At 72.0% G+C, this 13,256-nt stretch carries 14 protein-coding genes; 4 read left to right on the forward strand and 10 right to left on the reverse strand.

Annotated features, from left to right (window positions below; translation table 11 throughout):
* Positions 1-47: 47 nt before the first annotated feature.
* Positions 48-938, forward strand: coding sequence for a collagen-like protein (locus H5V45_RS00700; protein ID WP_185251162.1), 891 nt, complete (start codon positions 48-50; stop codon positions 936-938).
* Positions 939-970: 32 nt separating this feature from the next.
* Here H5V45_RS00700 and H5V45_RS22160 read toward each other — a convergent pair whose 3' ends face one another.
* Positions 971-1,417, reverse strand: coding sequence for an AsnC family transcriptional regulator (locus H5V45_RS22160; RefSeq protein WP_185251163.1), 447 nt, complete (start codon positions 1,415-1,417; stop codon positions 971-973).
* A 76-nt stretch (positions 1,418-1,493) separates the two neighbouring features.
* Here H5V45_RS22160 and H5V45_RS00710 point away from each other — a divergent pair, with 76 nt between their 5' ends.
* From H5V45_RS00710 to H5V45_RS00720, 3 genes are read left to right on the forward strand one after another with little or no spacing between them, the layout of a single operon-like run.
* Positions 1,494-2,396, forward strand: a complete 903-nt coding sequence (locus H5V45_RS00710) for a 5'-3' exonuclease (RefSeq protein WP_185254389.1) — start codon at positions 1,494-1,496, stop codon at positions 2,394-2,396.
* Between the two features lie 46 nt (positions 2,397-2,442).
* Entirely contained in the window at positions 2,443-2,754 is a 312-nt protein-coding gene (locus H5V45_RS00715) for a hypothetical protein (protein WP_185251164.1), read from the forward strand.
* 40 nt (positions 2,755-2,794) lie between these two features.
* Positions 2,795-3,460: an NAD(P)H-binding protein gene (locus tag H5V45_RS00720; RefSeq protein ID WP_185251165.1), complete on the forward strand. Its 666-nt coding sequence runs from the start codon at positions 2,795-2,797 to the stop codon at positions 3,458-3,460.
* Here H5V45_RS00720 and H5V45_RS00725 read toward each other — a convergent pair.
* The 9 genes from H5V45_RS00725 to pafA all read right to left on the reverse strand — a co-directional run bounded on the left by H5V45_RS00725 (position 3,439) and on the right by pafA (position 13,221).
* Complete coding sequence (locus H5V45_RS00725; RefSeq protein ID WP_185251166.1) at positions 3,439-6,264, reverse strand: DEAD/DEAH box helicase; 2,826 nt, start codon at positions 6,262-6,264, stop codon at positions 3,439-3,441. The two genes, H5V45_RS00720 and H5V45_RS00725, sit on opposite strands and share 22 nt — an antisense overlap.
* A gap of 21 nt (positions 6,265-6,285) precedes the next feature.
* Positions 6,286-7,167, reverse strand: a complete 882-nt coding sequence (locus H5V45_RS00730; RefSeq protein WP_343061357.1) for a diacylglycerol kinase — start codon at positions 7,165-7,167, stop codon at positions 6,286-6,288.
* A 9-nt stretch (positions 7,168-7,176) separates the two neighbouring features.
* The gene (locus H5V45_RS00735; RefSeq protein ID WP_185251167.1) at positions 7,177-7,611 is read right to left on the reverse strand and encodes a hypothetical protein; all 435 of its coding nucleotides are present in this window, start codon (positions 7,609-7,611) and stop codon (positions 7,177-7,179) included.
* A complete protein-coding gene (gene tatC, locus H5V45_RS00740; protein ID WP_185251168.1) occupies positions 7,608-8,450 on the reverse strand; it encodes a twin-arginine translocase subunit TatC in 843 nt (280 codons plus the stop codon). The genes H5V45_RS00735 and tatC overlap by 4 nt, the downstream gene beginning before the upstream one ends.
* A gap of 9 nt (positions 8,451-8,459) precedes the next feature.
* The gene (gene tatA, locus H5V45_RS00745; protein ID WP_425491418.1) at positions 8,460-8,753 is read right to left on the reverse strand and encodes a twin-arginine translocase TatA/TatE family subunit; all 294 of its coding nucleotides are present in this window, start codon (positions 8,751-8,753) and stop codon (positions 8,460-8,462) included.
* A 62-nt stretch (positions 8,754-8,815) separates the two neighbouring features.
* Complete coding sequence (locus H5V45_RS22505; RefSeq protein ID WP_185251169.1) at positions 8,816-9,808, reverse strand: WYL domain-containing protein; 993 nt, start codon at positions 9,806-9,808, stop codon at positions 8,816-8,818.
* Complete coding sequence (locus H5V45_RS00755; RefSeq protein ID WP_185251170.1) at positions 9,805-10,776, reverse strand: helix-turn-helix transcriptional regulator; 972 nt, start codon at positions 10,774-10,776, stop codon at positions 9,805-9,807. Before H5V45_RS00755 ends, H5V45_RS22505 begins: the two co-directional genes overlap by 4 nt.
* A 36-nt stretch (positions 10,777-10,812) precedes the next feature.
* A complete protein-coding gene (locus tag H5V45_RS22510; protein ID WP_185251171.1) occupies positions 10,813-11,754 on the reverse strand; it encodes an FKBP-type peptidyl-prolyl cis-trans isomerase in 942 nt (313 codons plus the stop codon).
* Positions 11,755-11,859: 105 nt separating this feature from the next.
* Complete coding sequence (pafA, locus tag H5V45_RS00765) at positions 11,860-13,221, reverse strand: Pup--protein ligase (RefSeq protein WP_185251172.1); 1,362 nt, start codon at positions 13,219-13,221, stop codon at positions 11,860-11,862.
* Positions 13,222-13,256: the final 35 nt, after the last annotated feature.

The raw sequence follows: 13,256 nt of genomic DNA on the forward strand, positions 1-13,256 counted from the left end.
GGGACCGCCCGGTGCTCGGCCGGGCCCACTCGTCCGGGAGCTCTGTCATGCGTCGTGTCTCTGCGGTGGTCGCCGTCTCGGTGGCCGCCTTCCTGCTCGCCACCAACCCCGTCGTCGCCGACGCCGCCAAGATGATCACCGGCGCGTCCATCAAGGACGGCACCGTCACCACGAAGGACATCAAGGACGGGTCGCTGCTCACGGGCGACTTCAAGTCCGGCCAGCTGCCCGCCGGCGCCCAGGGCCCGGCAGGGCCCACCGGCCCGGCCGGCCCGACCGGGGCCACCGGCGCGGACGGCGCGACCGGTCCGGCCGGCGCCACCGGCCCGGCCGGTCCCACCGGACCGGCCGGCCCGACCGGGGACACGGGCGCGGACGGCGCCACCGGTCCCCAGGGGCCGCAGGGTGCCCAGGGGCCGCAGGGTGCCCAGGGACCGCAGGGTCAGACGGGACCCCAGGGCCCGCAGGGACCCGACGGTCCCACCGGTCCGCAGGGGATCGTGACGGTCAAGCGGCTCAACGGCGCCGTGCCCGTCATCCCCGCCTCGCCGGCCAACTTCGTCTTCGCAGGACCCACGGTCAACCTCGCGGTGGAGCCGGGCCAGACCGTCCTCGGAGGAGCATCGCTGGCCCTGGCCGTCGCGAGCGGCGTCGCCACGTCGACTGTTGACATCGACCTCTGCTACCAGCCGAGCGGATCGACGACAGTGACGAACTTCGTGGGCTTCTCGTACGTGAGGGGCCAGGTGACCACCACCCGGACCATCCAGTCCGCCACCGCTGCCGTGAACCCGTCGGTGTCCACCACGTGGAAGCTCGGCGCCTGCGTGCGGACCACCGAGGCGCTGGGCAACAACGACTACGTCTCGGGCTGGTTCCAGCTGGTCCAAGGGGCCTCCAGCGCCAACAAGGTCGACAAGGCCGACGCGCGACGATGACGGGCCGCCGCCCGGTCCTCGACGCTCCGGCGTCAGACCGGGCGGTTCTCGTACGGCGTGGACAGCACGATCGTGGTGCGCGTCGACACGTTGGCGGCCGCGCGGATCCGGGCCAGCAGGTCCTCGAGGTCGATCGGCGCGGCGACCCGGACCTTGAGGATGTAGGACTCGTCGCCGGCGACCGACCAGCAGGACTCGATCTCCGCGACGTCGCGCAGCCGCTCGGGTGAGTCGTCGGGCTGCGACGGGTCGATCGGGCGGATCGAGATGAAGGCCGTCAGCGGCAGGCCGAGCTGGTCGTGGTCGATGCTGGCGCCGTACCCCGTGATGGTGCCGCGGGCCTCGAGCCGCTTGACCCGCTGGTGCACCGCCGAGGTCGACAGGCCGGTCGCCTTGCCCAGGTCCGTGAAGGACATCCGGCCGTCCGCGGCGAGCAGCTCGAGGATCTTGCGGTCGGTGGCTTCGACGTCGGAGGTCACGCTCGCCAGCCTAGGGCAACCTGCCGGTGCGGCATGGCAGGATCGGCGCGTGACCAGCCCCGAGACCGGCCGCCTGATGCTCCTCGACACCGCGTCGATGTACTTCCGCGCGTTCTTCGGCGTGCCGGAGGTGCTCGCCGACGACGGGACCCCCGTGAACGCCGTACGGGGCCTGATGGACTTCATCTCCCGGCTCGTCACGGAGTACGACCCCACCCACCTGGTGTGCTGCTGGGACAACGACTGGCGTCCGCAGTGGCGCGTCGACCTGATCCCCACGTACAAGGCCCACCGGGTCGTCGAGGAGGTCGCGACGGCCCCCGACGTCGAGGAGGTGCCGGACCCCCTCGAGGTGCAGATCCCGGTCATCCTCGAGGTGCTGGACGCGTTCGGCATCTGTGTCGTGGGGGCGGACGGCTACGAGGCCGACGACGTCATCGGCACCCTGGCCACCGGTGCCGGGCAGCCGGTCGACATCGTCACCGGCGACCGCGACCTCTTCCAGCTCGTCGACGACGAGGCGGACGTCCGGGTGCTCTACATCGCCCGGGGCGTGCGCAACCACGAGCGCGTGACCAACGAATGGGTCCGGGAGAAGTACGACATCGACGCCGCGCAGTACGCCGCCTTCGCCACGATGCGCGGGGACGCCAGCGACGGGCTGCCCGGCGTGGCCGGCGTGGGCGACAAGACCGCCGCCACCCTGCTCAACCGCTTCGGCGACCTCGACGCGATCGTGGCGGCCGCGCTGGACCCCGACTCCGACATGGGTCCCGGCCCGCGCGGGAAGCTCAAGGCGGCGGCCGACTACCTCGAGGTCGCCCCGACCGTCGTGGCCGTCGCCCGCGACATCGACCTGGGCGAGCACGACACCGTCCTCCCCCGCACGCCCCGCGACCCGGACAAGGTGCTCGAGCTGGCGCGCCGCTACAACCTCGAGAGCCCCTCCCAGCGCCTCGTGGAGGCGCTCACCCGCTAGGTCCCGACCCCTCCCGCCGGAGCCCGCGACGACCTACCATCGGACCATGGTCCGCCGTGGCGTCCTCGCCGGTGCCGCCACCGTCCTGGTGCTCGCGGCCACCGCGGGCACGCCGGCGGTCGCCGGCCCGCAGCCGTGGGGCCGTCCGACGACCGGCCACGGGCACGAGCGACCGGGTCACCACTCCGACCGCCCCCGTCTCCCTCTCGAGCCTCCCCCGGGCCTGCTGGTCCCACGGGTCGAGCCCGCGGAGCCCTGCATGCTCATGGTCTCGACGTACCGCGGGCGGGAGATCGGCCCGTGCGACCCGCCGATCGGCTCGACGGAGAGTCGGATCGTCCCGGTCCACGGCCCCTGAGGGCTCGCCGGGCAACCGGAGGGCTCGTACCGTGGTCGGCATGACCCGGATCGCGATCGTCGGGGGCCACGGACAGGTGGCCCAGCACCTCATCACCGAGCTCAGCCGGACGGGGCACACCCCCGTCGCGCTGGTGCGGAAGGAGGAGTACCGCACCGAGCTCGAGGGCCTCGGGGCCGAGGTCCGGCTCCTGGACATCGAGCAGCAGGACGCCGCCGGCTTCGCCGAGGCCTTCGCAGGCTCGGACGCCGTGGTCTTCGCGGCCGGCGGCGGCGCCGACGGTGACATCGAGCGCAAGCGCACCGTCGACCTGGAGGGCTCGCTGAAGTCGGTCGAGGGCGCGCGGCTGGCCGGGATCGACCGGTTCGTGCAGATCTCCGCGATCAGCGTGGACGAGCCGCTGCCCGAGGACACCGGCGACGTCTGGCGGGCGTACGTCGAGGCGAAGCGCGACGCCGACGCCGCCCTCCGCGCCAGCGACCGGGCGTGGACGATCATCCGACCGGGCCGGCTGACCGACGACGCGGCGACCGGCCGGGTCGCCCTGGGCCCGGACGTGGAGCGGGGCGACGTGGCCCGCGCCGACGTGGCCGCCACGGTCGCCGCCGTGCTCGGCGAGGACGCGACGATCGGGCAGCAGTGGAACCTCGTCGGCGGCGACGTGCCGGTCGCCGAGGCCGTGCGTCAGTCCGCCAGCCCGGAGTAGGCCACCACGCCGCGCCGCAGCCGGCGTACGACCTCGCGCGCCGTGGCGCGCAGGGGGACGTCGCCGGCCGCGTCGGCGACCTGCCCCGCCACGTCGAGCAGCTGCTTCATCCAGCGGACGAAGTCACCGGCCGCCAGCTCGCTGGCCCCCAGCAGGTCGTCGAGCTCGTCGCCCTCGGCCCAGCGGTAGGCCAGCCACGCGAACCCGAGGTCGGGCTGGCGCAGGAAGTCCAGCTTGTGCGACCGCTCGAGGGCGTCCAGCTCGCCCCACAGCCGGGTCATCTCCCGCACGGCCTCCTTGACGGCGCCCGTCGGGAGCCGCGGTGAGGACGAGTCGTCCGCGCGCCGGGCCTCGAAGACCAGCACCGACAGGGCGGCGGCGAGCTCGGAGGCGTCGAGGTGGTCCCACAGGCCGTGGCGCAGCGACTCGGCGGCCACCAGGTCCATGTCGGAGTAGAGGCGCTGCAGGTGCCGGCCACGCGGGGTGACGGTGTCCCCGTCGAGGTAGTCCAGCGCCGTGAGGACGTCGCAGACCCGGTCGAACTGGCGGGCCACGGTGTTGGTGCGCTGCTCGACCCGGCGCTTGAGGGTCGCCGCGTCGCGGTCCAGCTTGAACCAGCGCTCCGCCCAGCGGGCGTGGTCCTCGCGCTCGGGGCAGCCGTGGCAGGGGTGCGCCTTCATCTCGTTGCGGAGCCGGGTGATCTCCTCCTCGGTGCCGGCGGACCGGGCCGGGGCGGCGGAGCGCGGCGCCGCCACCTTGCCGGGCGGCGGCGGAGCGAGGTCGTGCGTGCGGGACCGGAGCGCCGAGGCCAGGTCCCGGCGCATCTGGGGGTTCCGTCCGCTGAAGTTCCGCGGGATCTTCAGGCGGGTGAGGGCCGCGACCGGCACCGGGAAGTCCATCATCGCGAGGCGGCGCGCCTGGCGGTCGGCCGTGACGACGTACGGGCGCGGGCCCTCGGGCGTGAAGCCCGGGTCGATGACGACGGCGTACCCGGCGAACTTCCCGGTCGGCACCTCGATGACGTCACCGGGCTTGAGGAGCGCCAGCGAGGCGAGCGCCTCCTCGCGACGGTCCGAGCGACGCTCGCGGGCGGCGCCCTTCTCGGCCTCGCCGACGCGGCGGCGGAGGGCGGCGTACTCCATGAAGTCGCCCAGGTGGCAGGTCGCGGCCTCGGCGTAGCCGTCCAGGGCCGTCTGGCTCTTCGACAGCTGGCGGGCCAGGCCGACGACCGCCTTGTCCGCCTGGAACTGGGCGAACGACTGCTCGAGCAGCTCGCGGGAGCGCTCGCGGCCGAACTGGTGCACGAGGTTGACGGCCATGTTGTACGACGGGCGGAAGGACGACCGGAGCGGGTAGGTGCGCGTCGAGGCGAGCCCGGCGACCTCGCGCGGGTTCATCCCGGGCTGCCACAGCACGACCCCGTGGCCCTCGGTGTCGAGGCCGCGGCGACCGGCCCGGCCGGTGAGCTGGGTGTACTCCCCCGGCGTGATGTCCGCGTGCGTCTCGCCGTTCCACTTCGAGAGCTTCTCGATGACGACGGTGCGGGCGGGCATGTTGATGCCCAGCGCGAGGGTCTCGGTGGCGAAGACGACCTTGCAGAGCCCACGGATGTAGAGCTCCTCCACGATCTGCTTGAACGCCGGCAGCATCCCCGCGTGGTGGGCGGCGACGCCGCGCGTCAGCCCGTCCAGGAAGTCGTGGTAGCCCAGGACGTGGAGGTCCTCCTCCGGCAGGTGCCGGCAGCTGTCCTCGACGAACTGGTGGATCGTGTCGCGCTCCTCGGGTGAGGTGAGCCGGGTGCCGGCGTTGAGGCACTGCGTGACCGCGGCGTCGCAGCCGACCCGGCTGAAGATGAACACGATGGCCGGGAGCAGGCCCTCGCGGTCGAGGCGCTCGATGACGTCGAAGCGGCTGGGGATCCAGACCCGGCGGCCGTTGCCGACCTGCTTGGCACCGGCCGACCCGGCGCGCTGCTGCGGCGTCTTCCCGCGGCCCTTCTTGGGCGCGCGGCGGTCCTTCATGTGGCTGCTGGCCCAGTCGTCGCGGGCGATCTTCTGGAGCTCGTTGTTGACCGGTGCGCCCTCCTTGACGAAGCCCGCGGCCGCGTCGACGTCGGAGGAGGCGAACAGGTCGAGCAGGCGCTTGCCCACCATCACGTGCTGGTAGAGCGGCACCGGCCGCCTCTCCTCGACGATCGTGGTGGTGTCGCCGCGCACGGTGGCCAGCCACTCGCCGAACTCCTCGGCGTTCGAGACCGTCGCGGACAGCGAGACCAGCGACACCGACTCGGGCAGGTGGATGATCACCTCCTCCCACACGGCGCCGCGGGCACGGTCGGCCAGGTAGTGCACCTCGTCCATCACGACGAAGCCGAGGCCGAGGAGCGTCCGCGAGCCGGCGTACAGCATGTTGCGCAGCACCTCGGTCGTCATCACGACGATGGGCGCCTCGCCGTTGACGGAGTTGTCACCGGTGAGCAGGCCGACCTGGTCGACGCCGTAGCGGGCGACGAGGTCGTTGTACTTCTGGTTCGAGAGCGCCTTGATCGGCGTCGTGTAGAAGCACTTGCGGCCGGTCTCGACCGCGAGGTGGACCGCGAACTCCCCCACGATCGTCTTGCCGGAGCCGGTGGGGGCGGCGACGAGGACGCCGCGGCCGTCCTCGATCTCCTTGCAGGCGCGGGCCTGGAAGTCGTCCAGCGGGAAGGAGTAGAGACTCTCGAAGCCCCGGAAGACCGGGTGCTGGCGGCCGTTGCGGTAGTCGGCGTACCGCTCCGCCGGCGAGAGGTCGTCGGCCGTGCTCATGTCCCCACCCTACGGGCGGGGCTACACCAGGACGGTCAACGCACCGGGGGCGCACTCGATCGTGAGCGGCAGCGGGCCGAAGCGCTCGCCGTCGGCGTACGACACGATGCCCGGCGCCGCGACGGTGACGGTGCGGACCCGGTGGTGCTCGTACTGCGGGACGGTGGTGTGGGTGCCCTTGAACAGCTTGGGGTAGGTGCGGATCAGCATCGGCTTGCTCATCGGCTTGATGATCACCACGTCGAGCAGACCGTCGTCGAGGACGGCCCCCTCGGTGATCCGCAGGCCGCCGCCGAACGACGGGCCGTTGCCGACCGCGACCAGCATCGCGTCGAGGCGCAGCACCTCCCCGTCGAGCTCGAGCACGTAGGGCAGCGGCTCGAAGGTGCGCAGCTCGGCGAGGGTGGCCAGGTTGTAGCGCATCTGGCCCTTGGGCCAGGTCATCCGGTTCGCCCGCTCGTTCACGATCGCGTCGAAGCCCGCCGAGAGCACGGCGACGAAGTACTTCGACCCGCTGCGGGCCAGGTCGATGGTCCGGGTGGTGCCGGCGAGCAGCCGGTCGGTCGCGGCCAGCGGGTCCTTGCGCGGGAGGTCGAAGTAGCGCGCGACGTCGTTGCCGGTGCCGGCCGGGACGATGCCGAGCGGGGTGCCGGTGCCCGCCACCGCCTGGACGCCCAGGTGGACCATGCCGTCGCCACCGCACACGACCAGCGCGTCGACGCCGTCCGCGACCGCTCCGCGGGCCAGGTCGAGCGCCTCGTCGACGTCGCGGCCCTCGAGGTCGCGGACGGTCAGACCGGCCGCGCGGAGCCGGGTGAGGGCGATGTCACGGGCCTGGGCGCCCTTGCCCTTGCCGGACGTCGGGTTGGTGAGGAGTGCGATCTCGCGCAGGGAGCCGGCCACGGGCCGAGACTAGGGCACCCGGGGCGTGCGCCGCTGGCTCTCCGCACCGATGCGCAGGCGCGCGGCGTACCGCTCCGGGGAGGCCCCGACCGCCTTGGCCAGCCGGCTCAGGGCGTCGAGGACGCCGTCGGCGGAGACGCCGGTCCCGGGCACCGCGAGCGTGAGCCGCCCGTCGTACGTCGCGAGGAGGATCTGGCCGTGGCGCCAGGCCTGGTGGGCGCGCAGCCGGGCCTGGTCGTCGGCGACGGGCGAGGGGTAGGCCTCGTCGACGGCGAGCAGGTCGCAGGGCACCGGCTCGTGGCCGTCCTCGCTGGTGAGGCGGCCGCGCACGTGGTGCCCGGTGCGGAGACCCACGTCGGGCGTCCAGGTCACCTCGGACTCCCCCAGCCAGTCGGGGAGGTCGAAGGGGTCGAGGTCGTCCAGCGGCGGCGGTGCGGCGCTCACAGCGTCGACAGCTCGTCGTCGCCCCACTGGTCGGTCCGGTCGGCGCCCCGGCCGCGGCTGCGGTCGATGATGCGCGCGATCACCTCGGACACGGCGAAGAGGATCAGCATCGGGATCGCGAGCATCAGCATCGAGAACGGGTCCGTCGAGGGGGTCGCGACCGCGGCGAAGATCATCGTGCCGAGCACGATCCACGGGCGGGCGCGACCGATCGAGCGGCCGGAGATGATCCCGGCGAGGTTGAGCAGGACCACGAAGAGCGGGATCTCCATCGCGATGCCGAAGACGAGCAGCATCCGGGTGATGAAGGAGAAGTAGGTCGCGAAGTCGACGAGGTTCACCACGTTGTCCGGCGTGAAGTTGATCAGGACCGCGATGCCCTTGGGCAGGACGTAGTAGCCCAGGGCCACGCCGCCGATGAAGATCGGGCCGGCGATGCCCGCGAACACCCGCGACCACTTGCGCTCGCCGGGGTGCAGGCCGGGGACGATGAAGGCCCAGATCTGGTAGAGCCAAAAGGGGCTGGCCGCGACGATCGCGACGACGCCGCAGAGCTTGAGCTGGAGCAGCAGGCCCGCGGTGATGTTGTTGACGACCAGCTGGCTGTCCACGTCGCCGCCGAGCTTGGCCTGGGCGTCACGGTACGGCGTGGAGACCAGCTCGAGCAGGTGGTCGTAGAAGTACAGCGCGATGCAGAACGCGACGACCAGGAACAGCGCCGACTTGAGCAGGCGCGCACGGAGCTCGCGCAGGTGGTCGGAGAGTGCCATCCGGCCGTCGGCCCCGACGGGGTGGACGGGGCGGAAGCGGAACAGTCCGACGACGCCGGAGAAGGCCACGGCGTGGCGTCAGGCCGTGGTGTCGTCGCGGCGCTCGCGCGTGATGCGCTCGCGCTCGATGCGGTCCCGCTCGGCGTCGAGGAGCTTCTGGCGCGCCTCGAGCTCCTTCTCCTCCGCGGTCTTCGTGTCGTCGTCGTCACCGTCGACGAGGCCCTTGGTCTCGGCCTTGAAGATGCGCAGGGCACGGCCGCTGCCGCGGGCCAGCTCGGGGAGCTTGGACGCACCGAACAGCAGGACCACGACAGCCAGGATGAGCAGGAGCTCCGTGGTGCCGAGACCGCCGATCAGGAGTGGCCCAGTCACGTGCGCAGTCATGGTGTCCTCACGTTGTCGAAGATGGTTGCTTCATCGTAGCCCGGCCTCCATCAGTAGAGACCGAGGGCGTCCTGTGCCGCCGCTGTGAAGGTGTGGGCGTACTCCTCGGGGCTGACGACCGAGGCGTACGGCGCCAGGCGGAGCAGCAGCCGCTGCAGCCACCGCTCGTCGGCGACGAGCAGCTCGACCTCCAGGGAGCCGCCCTTGCGGGGCCGCACCTTCTCGACGGGGTAGTACTCGACGATCCAGCGGGCCTGGGGGGCCAGGCGCAGCGTGACCCGGGTGGTGTCGGTGGCCCGCGCGAAGATGCCGTCACCGAGGTCGCGAGGCGCCTCCGGCTCCGTCTCGACGGCGGCGTCGAGGACCTCCGCACCCCGGATCCGGTCCAGTCGGAAGAGCCGCGGCGCCTCGGCGCTGTGGCACCAGGCGTCGAGGTAGGTGAAGCCGTGGGCGGTCACGATCCCCCGCGGGTCGACCGTGCGCTGGGACTCCTCGTCGCGCGAGGGGACGAAGTAGTCCAGGCGCACCTGGCGTCGGTCGTCCACGGCGCCCTGGAGCCGGCGCTGCAGGGCCGAGTCGTCGCGACGCACCGGCTCCTCGCCCGGGTCGATCCGGGGCGCGGCGGAGCCCTCGGCCGCGGCGGCCTCGAGCTTGGCCAGGGCGCGGTCGACGACCTCGCGGGTCTCGTCGCGGGCGCCGTTGCGCAGCGCCCGCAGCGCCACGATGATCGCGGTCGCCTCGGTGGGGCTCAGGCGCAGCGGGCGGGCGAGGTAGTCCGCGTTCGACACCCGGATCACGCCGTCGGCCTCGGGGCCCTCGAGCGCGTCGAGGTCGACGTCGATCAGGTCGTCCGGGTAGCCGCCCGGCAGGCCGCACATGAGCAGCACCTTGAGGTCCTTGAGCAGCTGCTCGGCGGGCACGCCCAGGGCGCTGGCGGCGTCGTCCAGGCGGACCTGGCCGTGCGCGTGCAGGAACGGCACCAGCGTGAGCAGCCGGGCGACCTGGTCCTTGGCCCCCTCGTTCGCGGGGCGGGGCGTGCTCACGAGGCGGCCTCCACGACGGCCCGGAGCCGCTCGACGACCTGGTCGCGCAGCGCGGCCGGCTCCTCCACGAACACGTCGGCGCCGTGGCCGAGCAGCTCGTCGGCCATGCCCTGGTGGTCGCGCGTCACGACGACGCGGTCCCAGGCCGTTCGGGTGTCCGGGCCGGCGACCCCGCTCTCGACGGACTCGGCGTTGCGGCGCAGCACGTGACCCGAGCCCGCGCGCACGAGCACGACGGCCCGCTCCGACGTCGGCGCGGGGGCCAGCCGGCGGGCGGTGGCGCGCACGTCGGTGCCCGGCGGGACGTCGTACGACCCGGCCTCGCCGACCTTGCGCGCCTCGCCGACCACGCGGGAGAGCCGGAAGACGCGCTCGTCCTCACGGTCGGTGTCCAGGCCCACGACGTACCACCGTCCGGAGTAGCGCACGACGCCCCAGGGCTGCAGGTGCCGGGTGGTGGTGGCGCTCTGGCCGGAGCGGCGGTACTCGAACTCCACCGGGTGCCGCTCCTGGGTGGCCTCCCAGAACACGTCGAAGGACGGCTCGTCCGCGCTCAGCCGCGGCTCCGCGATGTCGAGCGCCGAGACGTCGAGCGGCAGCCCGAGGGCGGTCAGCTTGCGCACCGCCTCGGTGGTCGCCTCCGCCAGCCGGGCGTGCTCCCAGACCTTCGTGGCCAGCCCGATCACCGACGCCTCGTCGGCCTCGAGGCTGATCTCCGGGAGCGCGAACTCGTCGGGACGGACGCGGTAGCCCGGCTCGTCCTCGAAGAACGCGTCGATGTGGCCGACCTCGATCGGCACCCCGAGGCTGCGCAGCTCGTCCTTGTCGCGCTCGAACATCTTCTCGAAGGCGTCGTCGCTGGAGCCGGGGTACAGGATCTCGCGGATCCGGTCCTTGGAGACGTAGCTGCGCTGCACGAGCAGCATGATGAGCAGGTTGAGCAACCGCTCGGTCTTGCGCACCGTCATCTCGCCCCCGCTCCCGCGTCGTCCCGGACCGTCAGGTCACTTCGCCGAGATGATGTCGACGACGAAGTAGAGCGTGCTGTTGGCCGGGATGTTCGCCTGCTCCTGGGCGCCGTAGCCGAGGCCCGGCGGGATCTGCAGCAGGACGCGGCTGCCGACCTTCACCCCGGTCAGGCCGGCCGTCCAGCCCTGGACGACCTGGGCGAGCGAGAACGGCACGGGCTTCTTGGAGTAGCTCTCGTCGAAGGGCTTCTTGGCGCCGTACACCTGGCCGAGGTAGTTCGCGGTCACGGTCATGTCGGCGGTCACCGTCTTGCCGGTGCCCTGCTTGACGACCGCGCGGAGCAGGTCGCCGTCGGCCTTCGGCTCCGGCAGGCCCTTGAAGTCCAGGCCGGTCGGCTCACCCTTCTTCTCGATGATGCCGGGCAGCTTGGACTCGGGGACGTCCTTCGGCTTCGGCTCCTCGTAGAGCGACATGATGTCGATGATCACGAGGACGGAGTCCTTGTTGCCGATGTTGAGCTGCGGGTTGCCGGTCTCGCCGAACGCCTTGTCGGCGGGGGCGGTCACCGCGATGCGGGAGCCGATCGTCGCGTCCTTCATGGCGTCCGCGAACACCGGGCTGAGCTGGTCGTTGAGGGTGATCGTCTCGGGCTGGCCCTGGTCGTAGCTGCTGAAGGACTTCTCCTTCGTGAAGCCGTTCCCGATCCAGATGTTGGCCTCGACCTTGTCGCCGTCCTTGAGCGCGTCGCCGTCGCCGGTGGTGAGCGCCGTCGAGACGATGTCCTTGCTCGACATCTCGGACTTCCACGTGACCTTCGGCTCGCTGCCGACGTCCCCCGTGATCGAGACGGCCTTGAGCCCCTCGGCGGAGCCCGCGGCGGCGGAGTCGTCCCCGCTGTCGCCGCACGCGGTCAGCGTGGCGGCGCAGAAGACGAGGGGCAGCAGGAGGAACGGGAGGCGACGGAGTCGTCGTGACACGGGGCTCACCTTCACAGTGCGGGGTTCGGAACGGCGTCGCACCACGTGGGTACGGCGCGGATCACCCTAGCCGGACCGCCTGAGAGGATCCGGCAGCCGGGCGGGTCACATGCCGTCGATCAGGCGCTGCACGCGCTCGTCGTACGCCCGGAACGGGTCCTTGCACAGCACCGTGCGCTGGGCCTGGTCGTTCAGCTTGAGGTGCACCCAGTCGACGGTGAAGTCGCGCCGGCGCTCCTGGGCCTTGCGGATGAACTCGCCGCGCAGGCGGGCGCGGGTGGTCTGCGGCGGCACCGACTTGGCCTCGAAGATCTTCAGGTCGGTGGTCACCCGGGCGACCATGCCGCGCTTCTCGAGCAGGTAGTAGAGCCCGCGGCCGCGGTGGATGTCGTGGTAGGCGAGGTCGAGCTGGGCGATCCGCGGGTGGCCCAGGGGCAGGCCGTGCTTGGCGCGGTACTGCTCGATGAGCTTCCACTTGATGACCCAGTCGATCTCGCGGTCGACGAGACCGAGGTCGTCGGACTCCACGGCCTTGAGACCCCGCTCCCACAGGTCCAGCGCCGCCTCGATGACCGGGGTGCTGATCTGGCGTCGGTCGACGAAGTCGCGGGCCTTGGCGAGGTACTCCCCCTGGATGTCGAGGGCGCTGGCCTCGCGGCCGTTGGCCAGGCGCACCTTGCGGCGGCCGGTGACGTCGTGGGAGATCTCCCGGATCGCGCGAATGGGGTTCTCCATCGTGAGGTCGCGCATCACCACGCCCTCCTCGATCATCCGCAGGACCAGGTCGCAGCTGGCGACCTTGAGCATCGTGGTCGTCTCGCTCATGTTCGAGTCGCCCACGATGACGTGGAGCCGGCGGTACTTCTCCGCGTCCGCGTGCGGCTCGTCGCGGGTGTTGATGATCGGGCGGCTGCGGGTGGTGGCGCTGCTGACGCCCTCCCAGATGTGCTCGGCGCGCTGGCTGACGCTGTAGCTCGCGCCCCGCGGCGTCTGGGTGATCTTGCCGGCCCCGACGATGATCTGCCGCGTGACCAGGAACGGGATCAGCACGTCGGCCAGCTTGCTGAACTCACCGGCCCGCCCGACGAGGTAGTTCTCGTGGCAGCCGTAGGAATTGCCGGCCGAGTCGGTGTTGTTCTTGAAGAGGTAGATCTCGCCCTGGATCCCCTCGTCGTGCAGGCGCTGCTCCGCGTCCAGGAGCAGCCCCTCCAGGACCCGCTCCCCCGCCTTGTCGTGGGAGACCAGCTCGACCACGTCGTCGCACTCGGGCGTGGCGTACTCCGGGTGGCTCCCCACGTCGAGGTAGAGCCGTGCGCCGTTGCGCAGGAAGACGTTGCTGCTGCGTCCCCAGCTCACCACCTTGCGGAAGAGGTACCGCGCGACCTCGTCCGGGCTGAGGCGCCGCTGCCCCTTGAACGTGCACGTGACGCCGTACTCGTTCTCGATCCCGAAGATCCGACGGTCCATGCGAACCACCCTAGGCGCAGGACGGTCGTGTGTAC

The organism is Nocardioides luti (genome assembly GCF_014212315.1).
Lineage (GTDB): Bacteria > Actinomycetota > Actinomycetes > Propionibacteriales > Nocardioidaceae > Nocardioides > Nocardioides luti.